19 protein-coding genes are annotated in these 22,948 nt (G+C 70.1%); 12 read left to right on the top strand and 7 right to left on the bottom strand.

Annotated elements, in window-relative coordinates; all coding sequences use genetic code 11:
- Positions 1–143 precede the first annotated feature (143 nt).
- The gene (locus AB0C30_RS07390; RefSeq protein WP_357940631.1) at positions 144–2,180 is read left to right on the top strand and encodes an ATPase; all 2,037 of its coding nucleotides are present in this window, start codon (positions 144–146) and stop codon (positions 2,178–2,180) included.
- Here AB0C30_RS07390 and AB0C30_RS07385 read toward each other — a convergent pair.
- The gene (locus tag AB0C30_RS07385) at positions 2,177–3,097 is read right to left on the bottom strand and encodes a hypothetical protein (protein WP_357940629.1); all 921 of its coding nucleotides are present in this window, start codon (positions 3,095–3,097) and stop codon (positions 2,177–2,179) included. The two genes, AB0C30_RS07390 and AB0C30_RS07385, sit on opposite strands and share 4 nt — an antisense overlap.
- Positions 3,098–3,251: 154 nt before the next feature.
- Positions 3,252–3,653 (bottom strand): ankyrin repeat domain-containing protein, encoded by a 402-nt coding sequence (locus AB0C30_RS07380; RefSeq protein WP_357940627.1) that lies wholly within the window; start codon positions 3,651–3,653, stop codon positions 3,252–3,254.
- An 85-nt stretch (positions 3,654–3,738) separates the two neighbouring features.
- Between AB0C30_RS07380 and AB0C30_RS07375 the strand changes: the two genes are divergently transcribed.
- The gene (locus AB0C30_RS07375) at positions 3,739–4,638 is read left to right on the top strand and encodes a PAC2 family protein (protein WP_357940625.1); all 900 of its coding nucleotides are present in this window, start codon (positions 3,739–3,741) and stop codon (positions 4,636–4,638) included.
- 281 nt (positions 4,639–4,919) lie between these two features.
- A complete protein-coding gene (locus tag AB0C30_RS07370; RefSeq protein ID WP_357940623.1) occupies positions 4,920–5,981 on the top strand; it encodes a Gfo/Idh/MocA family oxidoreductase in 1,062 nt (353 codons plus the stop codon).
- 255 nt (positions 5,982–6,236) lie between these two features.
- Here AB0C30_RS07370 and AB0C30_RS07365 read toward each other — a convergent pair whose 3' ends face one another.
- Positions 6,237–7,028, bottom strand: a complete 792-nt coding sequence (locus AB0C30_RS07365; RefSeq protein ID WP_357940621.1) for a tyrosine-protein phosphatase — start codon at positions 7,026–7,028, stop codon at positions 6,237–6,239.
- A gap of 65 nt (positions 7,029–7,093) precedes the next feature.
- On the opposite strand from AB0C30_RS07365, the gene AB0C30_RS07360 reads away from it, so the two are divergent.
- On the top strand, positions 7,094–7,966 hold the full coding sequence (locus tag AB0C30_RS07360; protein WP_357940619.1) for a hypothetical protein: 873 nt from the start codon (positions 7,094–7,096) through the stop codon (positions 7,964–7,966).
- Here AB0C30_RS07360 and AB0C30_RS07355 read toward each other — a convergent pair whose 3' ends face one another.
- Positions 7,967–10,495 carry a tetratricopeptide repeat protein gene (locus tag AB0C30_RS07355; protein WP_357940617.1) on the bottom strand — a complete coding sequence of 843 codons (2,529 nt, stop codon included), beginning with the start codon at positions 10,493–10,495 and terminating at the stop codon, positions 7,967–7,969.
- A gap of 67 nt (positions 10,496–10,562) precedes the next feature.
- The gene (locus AB0C30_RS07350; RefSeq protein WP_357940615.1) at positions 10,563–12,671 is read right to left on the bottom strand and encodes a M6 family metalloprotease domain-containing protein; all 2,109 of its coding nucleotides are present in this window, start codon (positions 12,669–12,671) and stop codon (positions 10,563–10,565) included.
- A gap of 76 nt (positions 12,672–12,747) precedes the next feature.
- Between AB0C30_RS07350 and AB0C30_RS07345 the strand changes: the two genes are divergently transcribed.
- Complete coding sequence (locus tag AB0C30_RS07345) at positions 12,748–13,929, top strand: helix-turn-helix domain-containing protein (RefSeq protein ID WP_357940613.1); 1,182 nt, start codon at positions 12,748–12,750, stop codon at positions 13,927–13,929.
- Positions 13,930–14,043: 114 nt separating this feature from the next.
- Positions 14,044–15,105 (top strand): amidohydrolase family protein, encoded by a 1,062-nt coding sequence (locus tag AB0C30_RS07340; RefSeq protein WP_357940611.1) that lies wholly within the window; start codon positions 14,044–14,046, stop codon positions 15,103–15,105.
- Positions 15,106–15,112: 7 nt separating this feature from the next.
- On the opposite strand, the gene AB0C30_RS07335 is transcribed toward AB0C30_RS07340, so the two are convergent.
- Positions 15,113–15,532: a MarR family transcriptional regulator gene (locus tag AB0C30_RS07335; RefSeq protein WP_357940610.1), complete on the bottom strand. Its 420-nt coding sequence runs from the start codon at positions 15,530–15,532 to the stop codon at positions 15,113–15,115.
- Positions 15,533–15,602: 70 nt separating this feature from the next.
- Here AB0C30_RS07335 and AB0C30_RS07330 point away from each other — a divergent pair, with 70 nt between their 5' ends.
- The 4 genes from AB0C30_RS07330 to AB0C30_RS07315 all read left to right on the top strand — a co-directional run bounded on the left by AB0C30_RS07330 (position 15,603) and on the right by AB0C30_RS07315 (position 20,718).
- The gene (locus AB0C30_RS07330) at positions 15,603–17,336 is read left to right on the top strand and encodes an ABC transporter ATP-binding protein (protein WP_357940608.1); all 1,734 of its coding nucleotides are present in this window, start codon (positions 15,603–15,605) and stop codon (positions 17,334–17,336) included.
- A 97-nt stretch (positions 17,337–17,433) separates the two neighbouring features.
- On the top strand, positions 17,434–18,690 hold the full coding sequence (locus AB0C30_RS07325; RefSeq protein WP_357940606.1) for an MFS transporter: 1,257 nt from the start codon (positions 17,434–17,436) through the stop codon (positions 18,688–18,690).
- Between the two features lie 23 nt (positions 18,691–18,713).
- A complete protein-coding gene (locus tag AB0C30_RS07320) occupies positions 18,714–20,348 on the top strand; it encodes a gamma-glutamyltransferase (RefSeq protein WP_357940604.1) in 1,635 nt (544 codons plus the stop codon).
- A 46-nt stretch (positions 20,349–20,394) separates the two neighbouring features.
- Entirely contained in the window at positions 20,395–20,718 is a 324-nt protein-coding gene (locus AB0C30_RS07315) for a DUF5709 domain-containing protein (protein ID WP_357940602.1), read from the top strand.
- A 37-nt stretch (positions 20,719–20,755) separates the two neighbouring features.
- On the opposite strand, the gene AB0C30_RS07310 is transcribed toward AB0C30_RS07315, so the two are convergent.
- Positions 20,756–21,409, bottom strand: coding sequence for an HAD family hydrolase (locus tag AB0C30_RS07310; protein WP_357940600.1), 654 nt, complete (start codon positions 21,407–21,409; stop codon positions 20,756–20,758).
- 248 nt (positions 21,410–21,657) lie between these two features.
- On the opposite strand from AB0C30_RS07310, the gene AB0C30_RS07305 reads away from it, so the two are divergent.
- Both AB0C30_RS07305 and AB0C30_RS07300 read left to right on the top strand, forming a co-directional pair.
- Positions 21,658–22,290, top strand: a complete 633-nt coding sequence (locus AB0C30_RS07305; RefSeq protein WP_357940598.1) for a Uma2 family endonuclease — start codon at positions 21,658–21,660, stop codon at positions 22,288–22,290.
- An 84-nt stretch (positions 22,291–22,374) separates the two neighbouring features.
- The gene (locus AB0C30_RS07300) at positions 22,375–22,923 is read left to right on the top strand and encodes a Uma2 family endonuclease (RefSeq protein ID WP_357940596.1); all 549 of its coding nucleotides are present in this window, start codon (positions 22,375–22,377) and stop codon (positions 22,921–22,923) included.
- Positions 22,924–22,948 lie beyond the last annotated feature (25 nt).

Genomic DNA, 22,948 nt, shown 5'->3' with positions numbered 1-22,948 from the left:
CGTGCGGCGAAGGGCCCCAAGGGTACGATGCCAAAGCAGGTGTCGCCTATCCCCCGTGAGGTCGCCCATGGCCACCCCGACCGGCTGGCGGCGAGAAGGCAATCTGCCGTCGGAGCTGACCAGCTTCGTGGGGGCGGACGCGCTTGCTCGCCAACCTCAAGCGACATCTCGCCGAGTCGCGGCTGGTGACGGTCACGGGCATCGGCGGTGTCGGTAAGTCCCGCACGGTGCTCCGGCTGGCGCACCAGATCCGCTCCCAGTACGAGGACGGCGTCTGGTTCGCCGACCTGGCCCGGTTGCAGGACGCCGGGATGGTCAAGCACACCATCGCGTCGGCGCTGGGCATCGCCGACCAGTCGTCGCGGACCGAGTCCGAGTCGCTGTCGGAGTGGGTCGGCGAGCGCGACATGCTGCTCATCATCGACACCTGTGAACATTTGGTGCAGGGCTGCGCCGAGCTGGTCGAGGAGCTGCTGGAGCGCGCTCCTAACCTGAAGGTGCTGGCCACCAGCCGCCAGTCGCTGCACCTGCCCTACGAGCACGTGGTGCCCGTGCCGCCGCTGCAGGTTCCGGGCGACGACCCGACCGAGAGCCTGTTCACCAATGAGTCGGTGCAGCTGTTCGGGGCTCGGGCCGGCGCGGTCATGCCTGACTTCGTGCTCGACGAGCAGAGCATCGGGGCGGTGGCCGAGCTGTGCCGCCGGCTCGACGGCATTCCGCTGGCGATCGAGCTGGCGGCCGTACGCCTGCGGGCGCTGTCGGTCGATCAGATCCTGGGGTTGCTGGCCGACCGGTTCAGCCTGCTGGCGGGAGCCAGTCGTACGGCACTACCGCGCCATCAGACGCTGCGCGCGGCGATCGGATGGAGCCACGAGTTGTGCGAACCGGCGGAGAGACTGCTGTGGGCGCGGCTGTCGGTGTTCGCGGGCGATTTCGAGCTCGACGCGGCCAGGTTCGTGTGCTCCGACGACCGGCTGCCGTCCGAGGACATCACCGACCTGGTCACCGGGCTGGTGGAGAAGTCGATCCTGCTGATCAGGAGCAATCACGCCGGGGTCCGCTACAAGCTCATCGACACGCTGGCGGAGTACGGCGAGGAGTGGCTGGACAAGCTCGGCCAGACCGAGCAGATGCGGCACCGGCATCTGGAGTACTACCTGAGCCTGGCGCAGCGCAGCGAGGACGCCTGGTCGGGGCCGAGGCAGATCTACTGGTTCGTCCGCATGCGCCAGGAGCACGACAACGTGCGGGTGGCCCTTGAGCACGCGCTGCGGTCGCCCGGGGAATCCATTCTGGCGCTGACCCTGCTGTCGTCGCTGTGGTTCATGTGGGTCTGCTGCGGATTCGTACGCGAAGGCCGGCTCTACCTGGAACGCGCTCTGCAGGCCAACCCGGGAGTGAGCAAGCAGCGGTGCAAGGCTCTCTGGGTGCTGTCCTACGTACGCAGCGGCCAGGGCGACAGCGCCGGCGCGCTGGCGGCGGCCGAGCAGTGCAGCACCGAGGCGGTCAGGGTCGGCGACTCCAAGGCGGTCATCCTCGCCTCCAAGATGCAGGGGACGGCGGCCCTGCTGCAGGGCGACCTGCAGAAGGCCAGCGCGCTGCTGGGTGTGGCGATCGAGTTCAACACCGACAACAAGGAGCTCAACCCGGGCCTGCTACCGGCCATCGTGGAGCTGTCGCTGGTGCTGTCCGCGCAAGGTGAGCTGTATGAGGCCGAGTCCCTGCTGCAGGACTGCCTGCAGGTGTGCCGCGAACGCGGCGAGCTGTGGCTGAGCTCGTACGCGCAGTGGTCGCTGTCCATCACCCGGCTGGCGACGGGCCGGGCCGAGGACGCGCTGCAGAGTGCGCGTGAGGGACTGCGGATCAAGCGCCACTTCCACGACACGCTCGGCACGCTGCTGGTGCTGGAGACCACGGCCCGGATCTTCGCCGTCATGGACCAGGCGCCGCTCGCCGCGCGACTGCTCGGCGCGCTCCATCAGAACTGGAAGACGGCCGGCCTGCCCATGCTCGGTGCGCCGTTCCTCACCAGCGACCACGAGCAGTGCGTCAAGGAGTGCCAGAAGGTGATGGGCGACGACTCCTACAAGAACGCCTTCGATGAGGGCACGCGGCTCGACCTCGATGAGGCGTCCGCGCTCGCGCTCGGCGAGCTGGACGCCCCAGGAGATCTCGACTAGACGGCCTGCGGCCAGCACGTGCCGATCGGCCAGGCGTGGACGTAGCGGGCGCTGCCGAGCGAGAACGCGATGTGCCCGCGCACCCAGTGTTCGAGGCCGCGTACATACTTGTGCACCGGTAACGAGGCCCAGTGGTCGAGCGCCGCGCGCCGGTCGAGGAAGGCGGCGATGGCTTCGTTGTGCATGTTCGCCACTTCTTGCAGCGCCTCTTGCAGCGTGAGGGTCTTGTGCGTGGCCAGCACCGTGACGAGGTTGTGCCGGGCCTTGTCGTTGCCGCGCTCCTTGGCGTACGACAGCAGGTCATTGTCCCAGCCGATGAGGTCGCAGGCGAGGTCGGAGAGCGCGCGCACGTCCGGATGGTGCCATTCCTCCGCTTCCAGCCGGTAACCGCCGCACGCGTCGATGAGCGCGAGGCAGGTGTACGTGGCCCCGGTGATGCGGCGCATGAGCACGTAGTCCTCGGGTGTGGGGATCAGGTCGACCTCGCGGTTGGCCGCCTCCCAGATCTGGGCGAAGAGGTACTCCTTTACCGTGATGCGCCATCTGTCCACTTGAGCGGGCGTGGCGGTGTCCGAGATTCGGTGGAGCAGCTCGCTCAGGGCGAGCCCGAACGGGTCGGTGGCATCCGGCTCCTTGCGGCCGTCGAGGATCTCGAGGAGCGGCGGAAGGGCGCGGGCCAGCGCAGAGGCCCGGTGTCCCATCAGCTCGCCCTCGCAGAACGCGTCGTCGAACGCGAAGAGCCAGTTGTACCAGTCGTTGATCAGCCTGAGACTGTCCCGCGGCACGGTGGGGTTGGTACGTGCGGCGAGCAGGCCGATCTTTGAGCGCCGGAAGTGCTCGATCGTGTCGGCTCCGGCGAGCATGTGCGAGGCGGCCAGCCATGCGTGGCTTTCCGAGTCGATCTCTGTGGCGTGCACGTTGATCTCGTTCGGGAACGGGCATGGCAATGGAGGGATGCGAAGCGGTCGCCTACTGAAGGAGTGCGCAGAAGTAACCACCTTCCCAGCATGACGATGGACTGTTCGAAAGGCCACACTCGATAACTTCCCGGACATTTCGCCATATTTCACGCTATGTGCTGATTTGCCGGAACCATTCAAGGAACTGGTCGTTCGCGAACATCCGCGCCGTGTCCACCGCCGAGGGGGCTCCGGCCGCCGGATCCGCGCCCGCGTCGAGCAACGCTCTGACCACGGCAGACTCCTTCTTGAACACGGCACCCGCCAGAGGTGTCTGGCCACGGTCGTTCGCTCTTCCCGGGTCGGCGCCCAGCTCGGCGAGCATCCGGACGGTCGCGGCGTGACCGTGATAAGCCGCAAGCATCAGCAAAGTGTCACCTTTGCTATTGGTGAGATTTGCCGGAACCCCGGCGTCCACGTAGGCGCGCAACGTCTCCGTGTCGCCCGCCCTGGCCAGGTCGAACATCCGTGTCGCGAACTCTTCGAGCTCCGGATCCTCGTCCATGTCCACCATTCTCCCTCGATAGGGTGCCTTGCACGGAATCGTTGCGGCTCGTCGTAGGTTCTGGAGAGAGTACCTAGGGAAAGGCTGTCCAACCGTGTTCGACCCGACGGATCTCTACAAGCTCGCAGAAGATGCGCCCGAGCTGGCCGATCCCGTGCTCTTGTACCACTTCGACGGCTTCGTCGACGCCGGTGGTGCCGGGCGCCTCGCGCTGGGCCACCTGCTGGCTGAGCTGGAGCACCGGACCGTGGCGACGTTCGATGTGGATCGCCTCCTCGACTATCGCTCGCGGCGGCCCATCATGACCTTCGACACCGACAGATGGGTCGAGTGCGAGAGCCCCGAGCTGGCCGTCTACGCCGCGAAGGACGCCACCGGCACCCCCTTCCTGGTGATGAGCGGACCCGAGCCGGACCGTGAGTGGGAGCTGTTCACCCGGGCGGTCGGCGCCCTGATCGACCAGCTGAAGATCAGCAAGATTGTCACGCTGCACGGCATCCCGATGGCGGTCCCGCACACCCGGCCACTCGGCATCACCATGCACGCCAGCCGTCCCGAGCTGATCAACGCCCAGACCAGCTCCTTCGGCCGGGTACAGGTGCCGGCCAGCGTGGCCGCCCTGATCGAGTTCCGGCTCGGCTCCCAGGGGCACGACGCGCTGGGGTACGCGGTCCACGTGCCGCACTACTTGTCGCAGGCCGAATACCCGCACGCCGCGGTCGCCGCCCTGGAGGCGGTCACCCGGGGCACCGGCCTGCTCTTCCCGCTGGACGCGCTGCGCGAGGCGGCCCAGCGCACCACGACCGAGATCGAGGAGCAGATCCAGGCCTCGACCGAGCTGTCGACGGCCATCAGCGGTCTTGAGCAGCAGTACGACGCGTTCGCGGGCGGCACCGACCGCGAGAACCTGATCGCCGAGGCCACCCCGATGCCCACGGGCGACGAACTCGCCGCCCAGTTCGAACGCTTCCTGGCCGAACGCGACGACGAGTAGTAGCGGCGGCGGCAGCCCACGGGGCGCTCCCGCCGCACGCCAGGCTGAAGACGGGAGCGACCCCCCAACCGCACGCTGGACCGACGACGGCGACCAACCTCCGCCACACGCCGGACCCACCACGTGTGAGTCCCCACCGCACGCCGGACCCACCACGCGAGAGAGTCCACCGCACGCCTGACCGCGCATGGCGAGAGACCCCCGCCGCACGCCTGACCGCGCATGGCGGGAGATCCCCCCGCGCCGGGAGAGGGCGGTGGGGCTCGCGTTACGCTGGGCCGATGAGCGAGATCGAGGTCGGTCTGGTCGGGTACGGCACGGCGGGCGCGTACTTCCACGCGCCCCTGATCCATGCCACGCCCGGCCTGCGGCTGTCCGCCGTCGTCACCGGAAACCCGGCGCGAGCCGACGAGGTGGCCGCCCGTTACGGCGCGGTCCCCGTGCCCGAATTGGCCGGGCTGTGGGACCGCTGCGACCTCGTGGTCGTCGCCTCACCGAACAAGACCCACGTGTCGGTGGCCACCGAAGCGCTCACCCGCGGCAAGCCGGTCGTGGTCGACAAACCTCTCGCCCGTACCGCCGAGGAGGCCCGCGAGCTCGTACGGCTGGCGGCCGAGCGCGACCTGATGCTGACCGTCTTCCAGAACCGGCGCTGGGACGGCGACTTCCGCACCCTGAGTCGGCTCACCGCAGAGGGCCGCTTCGGTGAGGTCCTGCGCCTGGAGTCCCGGTTCGAGCGCTGGCGGCCGGTACCTAAGGGCGGCTGGCGTGAGGCCGGCGGCCCCGAGGAGGTCGGCGGCCTGCTCTACGACCTGGGCAGCCACCTGGTGGACCAGGCGCTGCAACTGCTCGGCCCGGTCCGCGACGTCTACGCGGAGAGTGACATCCGGCGCGAGGGGGTGGCGGCCGACGACGACACGTTCATCGCGCTGTCCCACGTCAGTGGCGCCCGGTCACACCTGTGGGCGGGTGCGCTGGCCGCTCAGGGCGGGCCGCGGTTCCGGGTGCTCGGGTCGCGGGGGGCGTACGTCAAGTACGGGATGGACGTGCAGGAGGAACGGCTGCGCGCCGGGATCTCGCCCGACTCGCCGGGGTTCGGCGAGGAGAGCGAGACGATGTGGGGGCTTGTCGGGACGGAAGACGACAAAACTGCGGTCCGCACTGAGGCTGGGGCGTATCTCGACTTCTACCGCGGCGTCGAGTCCTGCCTGCGCGCGGGCACGCCGCCGCCGGTGAGCCCCGGCAGCGTGATCGACGCGCTGACCGTCATCGAGGCGGCCCGCCGGTCGGCGGCCGAGCGCGTTGTCGTGCGGCTGCAGCAGGGTGCGGCTGAAAGAACCTGATGCGTCGTCACACGACCGTCTCGGTCCCCGGTGACGGTCTGTGGTGGCTGAGGTCCTTTTGGAGGGATACCCCCTCCGGGGGAGCGAAAGAAACCAGCCTGTAGTGGCTGAGGTCCCAGGAAGGGAACCCCCTCCGGAGGGGCGGACGACAACGGTCCGTGGTGGCTGGGGTCCTTGGAGGGACACCCCCTCCGGGGGGAGCGGGAGCAGACGGCTCATCGCGGCAGGCGTCCCAAGGAAGGACGGCCGGAGGGCCTACTCGCGTAGGCGGGCCCGCATCATCTCCGTGTCGGCCTCCGTCCACCCGTGTGACTCCAGCCACGCCGCCGGCCCGCCGAACCGTTCGTCCAGCACCGACAGGAACTGCTCCATGTACCGCGCCCGCGGCATGTGGTCGTCTGCGGGCCGTGAGTCGAGGTCGTCGCGGTACGTGGCGCTGCCCCGCAGCCGCCGCAGCACCTGCTCCAGCCGCTCCCCGGTGGCCACGTAGTCGGCGATGATCCCCTCCCGGGTGACGCCCGTCACCTCCAGGGCCAACGCCGACAGCACCCCGGTGCGGTCCTTGCCGGCCGCGCAGTGCACCACGGCCGCGCCGTCGTTCAGCGCCATCGCCCGCAGCGCGGCCACCACCGCGTCGGGCCGGTCCCGCAGGTAGCCGTAGTAGAAACCGGTCATCCGCAGGTCCTCGTCCAGCTGACGCTCCTGCCAGGGCAGCACCCGGTCGCCGTCGATGGTGTCGGCCTCGACGTCGGTGTGCCTGCCTCCCTCGGCGAACAGGGTCAGATGGTGATGCGTCACCTCGGGCATCCGGGTCAGCGGTCCCGGGCCCTCCAGCGCGACCTCGGCGTTGGAGCGGAGGTCCACGACGTGGCGCAGTTTGAGCTCGCCGACCAGCCGGGACACGTCCTTGTCGGTGAGCCCTTGGAGATTGTCCGCCCGAAAAATCCGTCCGTAGCGGGTGACGCCGCCGTCATGGGTGGTGAGTCCACCCAGGTCGCGCACGTTGACGGCGCCTTCCAGATCGATCCATCGCGTCATCTCGTTCATTGATTAGACCCTATATGTCGCTTAAAAATGAGCGGATTCGAGGTTCATAACGCAGCATGAACGGTATGGATCCGCGTGCTCTGCCCCCGAGGCTGGTGATCGACCCATCCCTGCCTCCGGACATCTCCATCCAGCTGCGATCCAGCCCGCACCTTCTCCGCATGGCCAGAACCGGCCGGCAGATGGGCTCCTCTTTCAATCCCGTCCTGCTCCTCGTCCTTCCGGCGCTCCTGATGATGATCTGGGCCGTGACCGACACGAGCGGCGCGATCGTGGCCGCGCTCGGGATGAGCCTGATCGCGCTGCTGCGGTGGATGGCTGTGGACTCGACGAACCGGGCGGCCAAGAAACGTCTCCGGCTCGCCTCCGAGTACGCCGCCCACTACGTCCTACCCGAAGATCTCGACTATCCCTGCCAGATGCTGCTTCGCCGCGCCCAGGACGCCGTGGACGCGATCCTGAACTCCCAGGTGAACAGGGCAGGGCTGATCGACACCATCGACAATCGGGTGACGTTGCCGGAGGAGGTGTGGCAGATCGCCCAGCGGCTGGCCAAGCTGTCGTCCATGCACGCCGAGCACGGCCGGCTCATCCCTCGCGACCTGCCCACCGGCATGGAGGACGCCTTCAAGCCGTACACCACCGCGCTGGACGCGGCCTGGACGTCGCTGTCGCGGCGGGTGCGCCACCTGGAGAAGTACGCCAAGCAGGTGGTCAAGGCGGACAAGGTCTTCCACGCGCACCGGCGGCTGGAGGCGCTGGCCGCGCGGACGCCGGACTACCAGCAGCTGATCGCCGAGACCGTCCACGACGAGCAGGCCCGTACGCACATCAGGGAGCTGTCCGACCAGGCCGCGCATGTGCGCAAGCTGTTCGAGGAGAGCATCTTCCAGGCCCGGCAGGCCGCCGGTGAGCTGATCAGAGCTCCGCTCCCCTGATCAGGACTCCACCTTCCTCAGCAGCTCCAGCGTCCTGCGCATGCCGGCCTCGTTGCCGAGGCTGCGGTAGATGTCCCTGGCCTGGGTCAGGGGCTCGACGGCCGCGCGCGGCCCGCCCGAGTCGAGGTGCGCCTCGCCGAGGTAGCGCAGGCTGAGCGCCATCCACCACCGGTCGTCGAGCTCCTCGAAGGCATGTACGGCCCGGCGTAGCTCACGCTCCGACTCCTCGATCCGGCCCAGCCTGGCCAGCGCCCGCCCGGCCGAAAGCGCCGTGCGCGCCACTCCCCAGGAGTCGCCGAGGGCCACCAGGATCTCCTCCGCCCGCCGGACGAAGTCGAGCTCGCGAAGCCCGTTGGACGGGTCGCCGACCTCGCCGGCGGCGCGCAGGCAACGGGCCTCCTCCCACAGCTCGCCCCGCTGGCGGAACATCTCGGCGGCGCGGTCGAGGCTGAAGCCGGCCTTGGTGAAGCCCTCCAGAGCCGCCCGGTGCTCGCCTTCGCGGTGCCGGCCGCGGGCCTGCGCGGCGAGCACCTCGCCGTAGGCACGGAGCGTCTGGGCCTCGGAGTAGCGGTTGCCCGCGTGCTTGAACACCTCAAGGGCGTCTTCGAGCAGTTCCCTGGCCTCCTCGGGCCGTCGTTCGGCCAGCCGCATCTCGGCGAGGTTGCGCTGGGTGCGGGCCATCCACCAGACGTCCTCTTCGCCCTTGAAGGAGGTGATGGCCCCGATCAGGTAGGACTGCGCGCGGTCGAGATGGCCGTCGTTGAACAGGGCCATGCCGATCGCCCGCATCGCCCGGGCCGCCCACCACGTCTCGCCCAGGTCGGTGAAGATCTCCAGCGCCTGCTCGGCGCCCGCCCGGCCCTGCTCGTGCCCGCCGAGACCGCCCTGCACGGCCGCGCGGTCGAGCAGCGCGATGCCCAGGGCGCGCCGGTCGCCGGTGCGCCGCGCGGCCTCGCAGCCCGCCTCGGCCACGGCGTGCCAGTCGGTCCAGTAGGCGCGCAGCGAGTGGCACAGCGAGCAGAACGCCCTGGCCAGCCCCGAGGTCAGCTCCCACAGCTCCAAGCTCCTGGCCAGGTTGATCATGGCGAGCAACGAGAGCCGCTCGGCGTTGAGCCAGTCGCCCGCGTGCGTCTGCCCCTCGATGCCGGAGCGGCGCCCGCCGCGGCTCCAGTCCTGCGGCCAGCGTTCCTGGGCCGCCTCCTCCGCGCGGCGGCGGTAGCCGTACAGCACCCGCTCGATCGCGGCCCGGCGCCGGCCCTGATCGTCATCCTCGGCCAGCTCGGTGGCGAACAGCCGGACCAGGTCGTGCAGGCGGTAGCGCATGGCGCCGGTCTGGTCGACGCCCGAGCTCTCGGCGAGCTGCGCGTCGATCAGCGCCTCCAGCTGGTCGGCGCCGTCGAGCCCGGAGATGTCGAGCAGCTCGCCCGCCACCCAGCCGGGCACGTCGGGCGAGGTGAGCGCGGACAGCAGACGCAGCAGGCGGCGCTGCATGCCGGTGCAGTCGTCGTAGCTGAGCTGCACGGAGGCGCGCACGCTCTTGTCGACGGTCTGCGCGAGTTCGAGCTGATCGAGGCGGCGGCGCTCGTCGGCCAGCCGGTCGGCCATCTCGCGCAGCGTCCAGTGCTCGCGGGTGGCCAGCCGGCCGCCGCAGATGTTGATCGCCAGCGGCAGGTAGTCGCAGATCCGGACGATCTCCTTGGCCGAGGCGAGGTCGTCGACCACCCGGTCGCCGCCGGCCAGCCTGGCCAGCAGCTCCACGCCGTGGGCCTCGCTGAAGACGCCCAGCTGGGTGTCGTAGGTGCCGTTGAGGAACAGCGGCTGGCGCGAGCTGACCAGCACGGCGCAGCCCGGCTCGGCCGGGATCAGCGGCTTGACCTGGTCGGCGCCGTGCGCGTTGTCGAGGCCGATGAGGATCCTGCGGTCCTTGGTCCAGGTCAGCCAGAGCTTGCGCAGCTCGTCGAGGCCGCCGGGATCGGTGGTCAGCCGGACGCCCAGCGCGCGCAGGAACCCGATCAGCACCTCCTCCGGGCGTACCGGGGCGTCGACGCCGCCCCGCAGGTCGGCGTAGAGGCGCCCGTCGGGGAACGCGCCGGCGACCTCCTGCCCGAACCTGGCCGTCAGCGCCGACTTGCCGACGCCGCCCCGGCCGTACACGGAGACGACCAGCGGCGGCGAGACATCGCCGGCCTTGGACTTGCGCCGCTCGCCGAAGACCGTCCGCAGCTCGGCGAGCGACTCGACGCGCCCGGTGAAGTGCTCGGGCACGGGCGGCCACTGGTCCGGGGGACGCGAGGACGGCTCGGCCACTGCCTCGCGCTTGGGCCGCGCCTCGGTCGTGGCCCAAGTGGTCAGGCCGACGAGGAGCGCCGCTGTCATCGTCACGCCCACCTTGGCCATGGGCGGGATGTCCCACTCGACGGAGGCGGCCAGGATGCTGGCCGCCGCGGCCGCGAGGCCCGCCGAGATCGGCGCGGCCAGTGGCATCTTCCTACGCCCCGAACGCCGCTTCTCCGGCAGCTGCCCTGTCAAGGACCACCTCCGGGGGTGATTCAAGCGGATGGGGTACGGCCCGCGCCAGCCGTACCCCGTCCTTAAGCTAGAGGCCGATCACCGGACAGGTGGCCGTCACCGTCTTGGCCGGGTCGCTCTCCGACGTCGCGGTGAGCTTGACCTTGGCGAGCCGGTCACCACCCGAGGCGCGCACGGCGTTGACCGTGACCGCCTCCTGCTTGCCGAAGTCGACGGCGGCCAGGGCGTTGGGCAGCTGGGCGGTCCAGCCCTTGCCCTGCACCTCGGCCTTGAGCCGGTAGACGTCGGAGTTGAGGAAGGCGCTGACGTCCTCGGGGTGCTGCCCCTGCGCCGGGGCCGCCTTACCGGTGTTGAACAGCGGGAACTTGCAGGTCGTCACGCCCTTGCCGGCCGGGATCCCGGCCGCGGGCAGCAGCTTGACGCCGCGCTTCTGCGGGCCCGCGCCGTCGAGGGAGCGGATCGCGACCGTGTACGACAGCGTGCCCTTGCGGTCGCGCTTCAGGTCGGTCACGTAGAAGTGCAGGCGGTTGGCCTGGTCGACGTACTCGTACTGGCTGCCGGAGCCGGTGCCCGCGTGGAAGAGGGCGTCCGACAGCTGGCGGTAGTCGCCGATCGTGATCGGCACCTTGGTCCCGTCGGGCATGACGTAGTCGGTCATCCCGATGTCCTGCGGGTTGGCGTCGATCACCCACTCGAACGGCGAGCGGTCCTGGTTCTTGGTCTTGGCCACGAGCACGCCGGAGTCGGGGGTGAAGGAGTCGGTGCCGACCCGGTCGACGACCTCGACCGTGTAGTTCTCGTAGCCGCCGCCGTCGCAGAGCGGGTTGGTCTGCGTGCTGCAGGCCGGGCTCTTGTCACCGGTGTCGAAGGAGATGTTGACGCCCGACAGCTCGTTCTGGCCCGGCTGCACCTCGCGGGCGATGACCCTGGCCTTGACCAGGCCCGACTCGTCGAGTGCCTCACGGGACAGGCGCAGCACGTTCTGCTCGTCGACCATCGCCAGCTTGATCTTGTTGCGCAGCATGTGCTGGGCGCCCATGGACGCGCCGGAGGTCGGCGGGATCAGCCAGCGGGAGTGCGGGCCGCCGGGGCCGTTGAAGCTGCCCCGGCTGAGCATCTCCCAGATGCCTGTGTAGGCGCGGCGGGGCGGGACGCCGTACGGGTTGTTGTAGTTGTCCAGTACGCCGAGGATGTGGCTGAACTCGTGGGCGTAGACGGCCATGCCGGAGCTCTCGGCCTGGACGGAGTCGACGCCGATGTTGGCGTTGGGCCAGAAGTTGGAGCCGGCCTGCCAGGAGGTCCAGTCGACGTAGCGGGTCTGGGCCCAGTTCGGCAGGGCGGGGTCGGGCGGACCCCACTCGTCGGTCACGTCCTCCTTGGTGGGAAATTTCATCATCCCGAACTCCTGCCAGGTGGACGACTCGTCCTGGCCGGCGCTCACGTAGAAGATGAAGTCGAACTGCTTGGCCGCCTCTTCGCCGATCGCGCCGACGAACGCGGCGTGACCGTCGGTACGCAGGTTCTTGTCGCACGAGTCGCCCGCCGGGCAGGCGGTGCCGCCCTGGAACTCCATGGCGTACTCGTGATCCTTGCCCGGCATGGTGTACGGCCCGAAGCCGGTCAGCTCGACCCCGTAACGCCCACCGGAGTCCTCCATCCAGTACTCGTGGATGGTGTGACCCTTGTTGAGGTCGTTCGGGGTGTTGAGGAAGTCCTGGTAGAACTTCGCCACCTGGTCACGCGGGATGTCGTGGGCCTCGGCGCTCGGGTTGCGGTAGATCGTCGAGTTCTTGGGCTGGGTGACCACGAACGGCTGGTTCGGGTAGTCCAGGAGCACCAGCGCGCCCTTGAAGGTGCGCTTGGAGCCTTTGACGGCCGGGTCGTTCCAGCGGGTGCCCGGCACCTTCTTGTAGTCCGCCCACGTCATGTGGTCGGGGTTCTCCCAGTTCTGCGGGTCGATCGGCTCGATGCCGCCCACCGAGCGGCTGCGCAGCGACTGGGCGTCCGAAGGCGCGTCCTGTTGCCAGGGCTGGGTCTGCGGCCAGTGGTTCTGCCGCCAGGGGTACTCGGGATCGTCTGTGGGGGGTGCTGCGGAAGCCGGGGTCGCCACAAGGCTCATCGGAATCAGCACGAGGGCCGCCAGCAGACCTTTCAGCAGCTTCTTGGGGGCAATCACGGATCGACGTTATAGACGAAGTTGACGGAGATCACCGATCAGTTGTAGGGAAGACTTGTGGCGTGTCCTCCGACAAATGACGAAATATCCAGGTGACGTGGTGGCGGATCTCCAGCGGACCGTGGACGAGCTGGCCGCTCGCCTTGACAGACCGCTGTTGCTGGAGGACCGCGTGCAACGCGTCGTCGCCTACAGCGAGCAGAACGGCGCGATGGACGACGTCCGCCGCGACTCGATCCTGCGCAGGCACTCCACGCCCGAGGTACGCCGGTGGGTACGCTCCGCCGGGATCCACGAAGCCACCGGGCCGTTACGCATCCCGGGCGCGCCGCACCTGGGCCTGCTCCCCCGGGTCTGCGTTCCGGTACGGCACGAGGCCGGGCTGCTGGGCTTCCTCTGGTTCATCGACTCTGGCCCGGCCATGTCCGGCGCGCGGATCGCCGAGGCCGCCGCGGCGGCGCCCGCCCTGGCCCTGACGCTCTACCACGAGAGCCTGGCCACGGGGCTGGCCTCGCACCGGGAGTTGGAGGCGGTCACCGGCCTGCTGCTCGGCGAGCGGGACTCGGCCCGGCAGCTGATCGAGGCCGGCGCCTTCCCGCAGGCCCAGCCGGTGACCGTACTGGTGGCCAGGCCGCTGTCGGACGAGCCGGACGAGGCGCTGCGGCTCGCGCTGGAGCAGGGCCTGCTCGCGCTGCGGCGGCGGCTGAGCGGGCACCACCCGCTGCACCTGGTCCGCTACGACCACGCCGTGCTGCTGACCGCGGGCGGCGCGATGGCGGCCGACGAACTGCACGCGGCGATGTCGATCCCGGTGGTGGTCGGGATCGGGCGGGCCAGGCCGGCACTCGCCGAGGCCGCCGAGTCGTACACGGAGGCGCGGCACGCGGCCGAGGTGGCCGCCCGGGTGCCCGATCTCGGCCGGTCGGTGGAGTGGGCCCGGCTCGGCGTCTACCGGATGCTCACCCATCTTCCGCACCACGAGCTGCATCCGGGGCTGGCGGAGCTGCTCGCCGACGATCAGTACCTGCCGCTGCTGGAGACGCTGGAGACGTACCTGGATCTGGCGGGCAGCGCGGTGGCCACGTCGCGGGCGCTGCGCCTGCACCGCACGTCCCTGTACTACCGGCTGCAGCGGCTGGAGGAGCTGGCCCGCACCGACCTGAAGGACGGCGGCGAGCGGCTGGCCCTGCATCTCAGCCTCAAGCTCGCCCGGCTCTCCGGCAGCTACCGGCCCAGGGAAGCTCGGCCCGGCACGTGATTGCATGCCTGGCCCAGCTCACGTTTAATGCCCAGAAGGAAAGTCCAGCAGGTAAAGACCAGAAGGTCTAAGCCCAGCGGGTAAATCCAGCAGGTCATCCGACGGGAGGTCCTCTTGCCGTCCGCGAAGCGTGCCGCATCTGGCCGAGCGCCGAAACTCGGCAGGCGCACGCCCGCGCCCATCGTCCTCCACTCCGCCCCGCTGGTGCTGCCGATCGGCGCCGACCCGCTGCGCGGCGCCGCGGTCGCGGTCCGAGGCGAACGCGTCCTTCAGGTGGGGCTCCGGGAGGAACTGCTCGCCTACTTCCCCGTCACCCGGGAGCAACGCTGGCCGGGGATGATCGTGGCGGGGCTGGTGGACGCCTGCGCCACGGCGGCCGTGCCGCCGCCCGGGGTGACCGCGCGGGCCGGCGTCGCCGCCGACCCGGCCGAGCCGGCCCGGCTGCCCGGCGTCTCCTATGTCGAGGTGTCGTACGAGTCCGAGCAGGTATGGGAGGAGACCGGACGCGACGCGGTCATCACCGCGATCCGCGAGGTCGATCGGCCGCGTACGGTGGGCATCGCCGCGTACACGCCCGACCCGCAGGTGCTGGAGGACGTGGCGGTGCTGGCCAGGACCTTCGGCCTGCGACTGCTGGCAGACCTGGACCGCCACTCGCCCGCGGCACTCGACGAGGCGGGCATCCTGGGGCCGCACTGCCATGTGGCCTGCGACCGGCCGCTGGATCCCGGCGAGCGCAAGCTGCTGCGGCTGCGCAAGAGCGTGGTCGCCCTCTGCCCGTCGCCGCCCGACGACCTGCCGGCGCTCCTGGACGAGGGCAACCGCGTCGCCTTCGGCACCCGCGCCCCCGCCTCGGCCGGCCCGGTGGCCGATCTGCTCGCGCTGGCCAGGTCCATCAGGCAGTACGCCAAGGGGCGCGGGCAGCGGTCTCCGGGACTCGACCGCAGGCTGGTCGAGGCCGCCACGCTGGGTGGGGCGCGGGCGCTCGGCATGTCGAGCGGGGCGGGCCGGATCGGGGCGCTGGGGCCGGGCAGCCGGGCCGACTTCGCGGTGTTCGACGCCCGCGGCCGTTACCCGTACGCCGCCCTGCTGAGCGGGGCGCCCTGCCTCGCCACGGTCGTCGGCGGCGCAGTCGTCGGTGGCACGGTCGAAGGCGGCGCGGTCGTCGAGAGCTGAGTGGTGCCTAGCGTGGCTGGCCGTCGACCACCCCGAGCAGCTCCTTGAGCTGGTCGCGCTGGTCCTCGGACAGGACCGCGAACAGGTCCTGACCCGCCTGCCTGCGCGCCTCTCGCGACCGCTCGTGCGTCTCGCGGCCCGCCGGCGTGATCACAACCAGCGTGGAGCGCCGGTTGGCCGGGTCGACCTCCCTGCGCACCAGGCCCGCCTGCTCCAGGGTGTCAATGACCGGCGTGACCGAGCGCGGCACGATCCTCAGCTCGTCGGCGAGCTGCACCATCCTGAGCGGCCGATCGGCGTCGGCGAGCGCGCGCAGCGCCCGCGCCTGCCCGGGGTTCACGCCGAGCGGCGCGAGGCGATGCGCGTAACCGTGCCGCAGGCGGCGGCTGACCCGGTGCAGGAGCTCCGACAGCTCCACGTCCTCCATGCCGGATAGCTTAGCCGGAATAAGTATGAGTTAACCTCTGTTTGAGGGAGCATCTGATTAGGAGGCCTACTTGGCCGAGGAACCACGCGCGCCCTTGCGGCGCATCATCAAACTCTTCCGCGCCTACCGGGGGCGGCTGGCCGTGGTCGGCGCCCTCATCCTGCTGTCGTCACTGGTCTCGCTGGCCTCGCCGTTCCTGCTGCGCGAGGTGCTGGACGTGGCGATCCCCACCCGCGACGCCATGCTGCTCGCGCTGCTGGCCCTGGGCATGATCCTGGTCGCGGTGATAACCAGCGTGTTCGACGTCCTGCAGACGCTGGTGTCCACCACGGTCGGCCAGCGGGTCATGCACGACCTGCGCACCGCCGTCTACGGCCACCTGCAGCGCATGTCGCTGGCCTTCTTCACCCGCACCAAGACCGGTGAGGTCCAGTCGCGCATCGCCAACGACATCGGCGGCATGCAGTCGGTGGTCACCTCCACCGCCACCTCGCTCATCTCGAACCTGACCACCGTGATCGCCACGGTCGTGGCCATGCTGGCGCTCGACTGGCGGCTGACCGTGATCTCGCTCCTGCTGCTGCCGGTGTTCGTGGGGATCAGCCGCAAGGTCGGCGAGGAACGCCGCCGCATCACCACCGAGCGGCAGCGGAAGCTGGCCGTGATCTCGTCGATGGTGCAGGAGTCACTGTCGATCAGCGGCATCCTGCTCGGCCGTACGATGGGCCGCTCGCCCGCGCTGACCGAGCGCTTCGCCGACGCCTCCGACGAATTGGCCGAGCTGGGCGTGCGGTCCAGCATGGCGGGGCGCTGGCGGCAGTCGTCGATCCAGATCGTCATGGCCGCGATGCCCGCGCTGGTCTACTGGGCGGTCGGCTACACCGGCGTGGTCTCCGTCGGCACGCTGGTGGCGTTCACGACGTTGCAGGTCAGCCTGTTCAGGCCGGCGGTGTCGCTGCTGCGGCTCGGGGTCGAGGTGCAGAGCTCGCTCGCGCTGTTCGGCCGCATCTTCGAGTATCTGGACCTGTCCATCGACATCCACCCGGGCACGCGTACGCTGAGCGACGTCCGCGGCGAGGTCCGCTACGAGCGGGTCGACTTCTCCTACGACGAGGAGCCCACACTCAGCGACGTGGACATCACCGTGCCGCCGGGCTCCAGCCTGGCCGTCGTCGGCGAGACCGGCTCCGGGAAGACGACGCTCAGCTATCTGCTGCCCCGGCTCTACGACGTGACCGGCGGCCGGGTGACCATCGACGGGGTGGACGTCCGCGACCTCACCTTCGAGACGCTGGCCGAGACGGTCGGCGTGGTCTCCCAGGAGACGTACCTGTTCCACGCCACGATCGCCGAGAACCTGCGCTTCGCCCGGCCCTCGGCCACGGACGAGGAGCTGGCGGAGGCGGCCAGGGCGGCGCGCATCCACGACCACATCGCCTCTCTGCCCGACGGCTACGAGACGCTGGTGGGCGAGCGCGGCTACCGGTTCTCCGGGGGTGAGAAGCAGCGGCTGGCCATCGCCCGCACCCTGCTGCGCAATCCGCCGGTGCTCGTGCTCGACGAGGCGACCAGCGCCCTCGACACGCAGACGGAGCGGGCCGTACAGGAGGCGCTGGACACGCTGGCCGAAGGCCGTACCACGATCATGATCGCGCATCGCCTCTCCACGGTCCGCGACGCGGACCAGATCGTGGTCCTGGACGGCGGCCGGGTGGTCGAGCGCGGCACGCACGACACGCTGATGTCGCTGGAGGGCCACTACGCGGCCCTGGTGGACCGGGACCGCCCACTCGAACCGGTCTGACCTGCCCGTGAGCCGCCTCACATTTCGGTCAGGCCGGAATCCGCTTCTCGGAGCAGCGTGTTAGAAACCTGTCGCCCTTCAAAGAGAAAGACAAGTTTTGCCCACGCGTTCCCCCACGATGTTCCGTGCCCTCCGCCACCACAACTACCGGCTGTGGGCCGGTGCGGACCTGGTCTCCATCACCGGCACCTGGATGCAGGTGCTCGGCGTCAACTGGCTCATCCTCTCCCTCACCGGCTCGGCCACCAGCGTCGGGCTCAGCCTGGTCGTGCAGGCGCTGCCAACGCTGCTGCTCGGCATGTGGGGCGGCGCGCTGGCCGACCGGTTGCCCACCCGTCCCGTCGTGATCGCCGCCCAGATCGCCCAGGCCGGGCTGGCCGCCGTGCTCGCGGCGCTGGCGCTGAGCGGCAACGCCTCCGTCTGGCCGCTGTACGTGGTGGCGCTGGCCGGCGGGGTGGTCTCCGCGCTGCACGGGCCCGCCCTCGGCCGCTTCGGCGCCGAGGTGGTCCCGCCGCAGGACCTGCCGAACGCGATGGCGCTCGGCTCGATCGTCAACTCCGCGGGCCGCATCCTGGGCATGAGCCTGGCCGGGGTGCTGCTGCCGTTCACCGGGAACGGCGGCCTGTTCCTGGTCAACACCGCCACCTTCTTCGTGGTGATAGGCGCCGTCCTGGCCATGCGCCGCGAGGAGTTCCACCCGTTGGCCGCCGCCGAGCGGCAGCCCGGCGCCGTCGCCGAGGGCCTGCGGTACGTCCTGCGCACCCCCTGGCTGCTGGTCGTCCTCGCGCTCTCGTTCGTGCTGGGCAGTGTCGGGCGCAACTACCAGGTCACGATGGCCGCCATGAGCGCTGGACCGCTGGCCGCCGGTGGCGGCGGCTACGGCCTGCTGTCCACGGTCTTCGCGATCGGCACCGTGATCGGCGGCGTGCTCGCCGCCGCCCGGCCCCGGCTGACGCTGCGGCTGCTGCTGGTCACCGCGTTCCTCACGGGCGTTCTCCAGGCGCTGAGCGGGCTGATGCCGGGGCTGGCGACGTTCGCCGCGGCCATGCTGCCCATCGCGGCCGGGGCCGTGATCATCGACACCACGGTCGCGGCCCGGGTACAGATCGACAGCCCCGACGAGATGCGCGGCCGGGTCATCGCGGCGCTCGGCATGGTCGGGGCCGGCGCGGGCGCGCTGGGCGGTCCGGTGCTGGGCTGGCTGAGCGACTCGCTCGGGCCCCGGGCGGCCCTGGAGATCGGCGGCGTGTCGTGCGTGGCGGTCACGCTGCTCACGGCCGTCGGACTGGCCCGGCTCTCGGGCCGGACGGTCAGGCAGGCGGCCCTCCGGCGTCCGTCCCTGGAGAACGCCTGACGGCACGCCGTAATCTCGGACAGGTGCACACCACCAGATACGCCCCCAACGGCATGGTGTCCAGCGTCGACCATCTCGCCTCCTCCGCCGGGGTAACGGCGCTGGAGCGCGGCGGGTCGGCCGCCGACGCGGCCATCGCCGCCAACGCCGTCCTGGCCGTCACGGCGCCGCACATGTGCGGGCTCGGCGGCGACCTGTTCGCCCTGATCCACGATGGCTCGGGATCGGTCGGCCCTGGGCAGGCAGGCGCGGTGAACGCGCTCTCGGTCAACCCCGGTCAGACGGGCGCCGTCGACCCCGGGAAGGCGGGCGCGGTGAGTGCGCTCAACGCGTCCGGGAGGGCCGGCTCGGGCGCCGACCCGGACCGGCTGCGCGCCGAGGGACACCGGCGCATGCCGCACCAGCACGACATCCGCTCCGTACCGGTGCCCGGCTGCGTGGACGGCTGGCTCGCGCTGCACGCCAGGCACGGCCGTCTGCCGCTCGCCGACCTGCTCGAACCGGCGATCCGCCTGGCCCGCGACGGCTTCCCCGCCTCCCCGCTGATGCTCGCGGGCGCGCGCGTGGCGTCCCAGAGCCCCGGCAGTGGCGACTTCGCGACCGTACGCAGGGCGGGCGACCGCGTGTCGCGACCCGGCGTCGCCCGTACGCTCGAGGCCATCGCCGCGTCGGGACGCGAGGGCTTCTACGGCGGCGAGTTCGGCGCGGGCCTGCTCGAAGTCGGCGGCGGCGAGTACGCGGAGTCCGATCTGTCCAGCCCGCTCGCCGACTGGGTCGAGCCGCTGAAGATGCGCGCCTTCGGCCACGACGTCTGGTCGGTGCCGCCGAACTCCCAGGGCTACCTCCTCCTGATGTCGCTCGGCATCGTCGAAGGGCTGAGCCTGCCGGTCTCACCGGGCCATGCCGCCTGGGCCCATCTGCTGGCCGAGGCCGCGCGCATCGCCGGGCACGACCGTCTCGACGTACTCCATGAGAGCGCGAAGGACCTGCTCACCTCCGGCGAGATCGCCCGCCGGCGCTCACTGATCGACCCGGCGGCGCCGCTGAGCGTGCGGGCCCCGAGCGCTGACGGCGACACGACCTATCTGTGCGCGGTCGACGCCGACGGCATGGGCGTGTCCTTGATCCAGTCGAACGCGGCCGGGTTCGGCAGCCTGCTGTTCGAGCCGCGTACCGGGATCAACCTCCACAACCGGGGCATCGGCTTCTCGCTCACGCCCGGTCACCCCGCCGAGTACGCGCCCGGCCGCCGACCGCCCCACACCCTCGCGCCCGCGCTGATCACCCGCCCGGACGGCTCGCTCCGCTCGGTCGTCGGGACGATGGGCGGCGACGCGCAGCCGCAGATCCTGCTCCAGGTGATCACCCGGCTGCTCAGGTACGGGGAGACGCCCGGTCAGGCCGTCGCCGCGCCCAGATGGCGGCTGAGCCCCGGCGACACCGGCTTCGACACCTGGGCCGCCCCGGCCGACCCGGTCATCGACCTGGAGGAGGGCGCCACCTGGGCGGACGGCCTGTCGGCGCTCGGACATGAGGTGTCCGCCCGGCCGTACGGGAGCCTGTTCGGGCACGCGCACGTCATCGACGTACGCCCGGACGGGATGCTGGCCGGGGCGGCCGATCCACGCTCACTCATCGGCGCCGCGCTCGGCCGGTAACGGTGGGGGCAGGGTTCGGGGCGTGGCGCTGGGTAGGAGAACGCGTATGACCGAACAACCTCCGGACAGGTACGGCTTGAGCGACGAGCAGCGGATCGAGGTCGACGAATGGACCGACGACCTCGGCCTCAGCCACGACATAGAAGAGGACGACCCCGCGCACGAGGACACGCTCGACGAGCGACTGCGGCGCGAGGCGCCCGACCGGGAACGCGCCCCCCGCCCCTCGCACCGGCTCACCCAGCCCGACGAGGGGCTGGCGCCCGACACGGAGAGCGAGGAGTGGGGCGAGGATTGGGGGCAGGACGACGGCGACCTCTCCGCCGAGGAACGCGCGGTCCGCATCGACCCCGATGACGAACTGAGGTGAGCCGCTCCATCGCGGGCGGCAGACCGTCGTGACGAACTCAGGCGAGCCGTTCCAGCGCGGGCAGTAGGGCGGGCAGATCGTCGACGATCATGTCGGCGGCCCGCGCCTGCGGCCGCTCGGCGTGCAGATATCCCCAGGGGCCGCGGCGCAACAGCGCCGTGCGCATGCCCGCCCGAGAAGCGGGGAGCACGTCGTTGTCCAGCCGGTCGCCCACATAGAGGATCTCGGCGGGCTCCCGCCCGGCGATGGCCGCCACCTTGGCGAAGAACTCGGGAGCGGGCTTGGACACCCCCCAGCCCTCAGAGGTGTGCACCGAGTCCACGGGTAGGTCCATGGCGACCAGCGCGTCATAGGCCCTGGCCGGCTGGTTGCCCGCGACGATCACCTGGTATCCCGCCCCACGCAGGGCCTTGAAGGCCTCGCGGACGTCGGGGTAGAGGTCGTCGGCGTCGAAGTGGTTGCGCAGGCTGTGGGGCTCGTCCCGCTCCCAGGCCGCGATCTCGGCCTCGATGTCGAGGCCGGGCCGTACGAGCTGGAACGCCTCGCTGTGGGAGCGGTCGAGCGCGGCCATTCCGCCGAGCGCGCCCATCAGCACAAAACTGCTCACACCGAGCCGGTCGGCCCAGCGGGACCAGATGCGGGTCTCGTCGATGAGCGTCTCACCGACATCGAACACCACTGCCTTGATCATCAAGCCTCCTGGATAGTCCCCCCAACTGTACGGATTCCTCATCGATCTCCAGCAAGGGGACATGTCATCCGTTAAACGGGCGGCGCCTAGGACCGGCGTGCCCTAGGAGCACCGCGCGCCGAATGACAACCTGCCAATGAGGGACATCTCGGGACGGGCGGCTTGAGCTTCCTGGGTTTTGGAGTGTGTTCGACTCGGACACGTGGAATACTTAGCGTGCCCGTTCGAATACGAAGGGACAGATTCACATGGTCGCCTTGACGATTCGCCCCGAGAGCGCCGCGCTGGAGCAGGCGAGCGCGTGCGACGCCGCCACCCCCAGCGCGAGCCGTCTGCCCAGGACCGCTCGGGAGTTGTTCGATGCACTCCCCCCTCTGCCCGGTCTCCGGCAAGAGGTCATCGAAGGGAACTTGATCGTGAGCCCTATGGGCAGCCCTGAGCAGGGCTGGATTGCCATGGACCTGTGTGAGGCCCTTCTGCCCCTCAGGAAGGAGCGCGGCTGGCGGGCCGCCGTAAGCACCGTGAGCATCTGCATCGAGGGCTCACATGACTCAGCGACACCTGACTATGTACTGTCGCCACCGGATTGCCGCCGCTGGGGCGAATACGAGCTGCTGTCCTCCCATCTCTTCCTGGTGGCCGAAGTGGTCTCACGGAGCAGCGTCCATCGCGATCACCACGAGAAGCGGGAGATCTACGCGCAGGGCGGGGTGCCGGTCTACCTGTTGATCGATTCGATCGCCGAGCAGCCGACCGCCACAGTGTTCAGCGCCATCAAGGACGGCGCCTACAGCACGACGACCAAAGTCGCCATGGGCACCCCCCTCTACCTGCCCAAGCCGATCGACTTCGAGCTCGACACCTCCATCCTCAAAGCGTGAGCCGCTCCACACGAAGGGACCAACTCAATGGTGACCACCTCTCGCAAGCCACACGCGAAGTGTCAGTGGACCAGTGATCAGCGCATGCCCGCAACCGCACGGGAGATGTTCGATGCTCTGCCGCCCCTCTCCGGCTTCCGGGCCGAGGTCATCGAAGGGAATCTGATCTTGACCCCCGTTGGGAATCCCGAGCACGGCTCCTGCGCAATGGCGCTCTTCCGCGCGCTCATACCTGTCCTGGACGAGCATCGTTGGAAAGCATGGACCGGTAACGTCGATGTATGCATCGAGGGTTCACGAGACCCGGTCGAGCCTGACTTCGTCCTGGCCCCAGCCGATTGCCCCCGCTGGGGCGAACGCGAACTGCTGTCCTCAGGCCTGATCATGGTCGCTGAGGTCGTCTCCACCAGCAGCGCCCGAAGAGACCGCGAAGACAAGCCCCCGCTCTACGCAACCGGCGGCGTACCGATCTACCTCCTGATCGACACCATCGCCAAACCACCGTCCGTCACCGTCTACAGCGGCATCGACGACGGCGTCTACCGGACCACGGCCACCGTGCCCGTCGGGACCCCGCTCCGGCTGCCCGCCCCGATCGACTTCGAGCTCGACACCTCCATTTTCAAGGCGTGAGCCGCTCCATCCATCTCAAGGCGTG

Source organism: Nonomuraea sp. NPDC048901, assembly GCF_040649695.1.
Taxonomy (GTDB): domain Bacteria; phylum Actinomycetota; class Actinomycetes; order Streptosporangiales; family Streptosporangiaceae; genus Nonomuraea.
This window is presented reverse-complemented; position numbering and strand designations above follow the sequence as displayed.

Excerpts from the sequence above, each read along its gene's own strand:
- AB0C30_RS07380 (WP_357940627.1), bottom strand. The coding sequence starts at position 3,653 with ATGGTGGACATGGACGAGGATCCGGAGCTCGAAGAGTTCGCGACACGG.
- AB0C30_RS07370 (WP_357940623.1), top strand. The coding sequence starts at position 4,920 with ATGAGCGAGATCGAGGTCGGTCTGGTCGGGTACGGCACGGCGGGCGCG.
- AB0C30_RS07365 (WP_357940621.1), bottom strand. The coding sequence starts at position 7,028 with ATGAACGAGATGACGCGATGGATCGATCTGGAAGGCGCCGTCAACGTG.
- AB0C30_RS07360 (WP_357940619.1), top strand. The coding sequence starts at position 7,094 with ATGGATCCGCGTGCTCTGCCCCCGAGGCTGGTGATCGACCCATCCCTG.
- AB0C30_RS07345 (WP_357940613.1), top strand. The coding sequence starts at position 12,748 with ATGACGAAATATCCAGGTGACGTGGTGGCGGATCTCCAGCGGACCGTG.
- AB0C30_RS07335 (WP_357940610.1), bottom strand. The coding sequence starts at position 15,532 with ATGGAGGACGTGGAGCTGTCGGAGCTCCTGCACCGGGTCAGCCGCCGC.
- AB0C30_RS07315 (WP_357940602.1), top strand. The coding sequence starts at position 20,395 with ATGACCGAACAACCTCCGGACAGGTACGGCTTGAGCGACGAGCAGCGG.
- AB0C30_RS07310 (WP_357940600.1), bottom strand. The coding sequence starts at position 21,409 with ATGATCAAGGCAGTGGTGTTCGATGTCGGTGAGACGCTCATCGACGAG.
- AB0C30_RS07305 (WP_357940598.1), top strand. The coding sequence starts at position 21,658 with ATGGTCGCCTTGACGATTCGCCCCGAGAGCGCCGCGCTGGAGCAGGCG.
- AB0C30_RS07300 (WP_357940596.1), top strand. The coding sequence starts at position 22,375 with ATGCCCGCAACCGCACGGGAGATGTTCGATGCTCTGCCGCCCCTCTCC.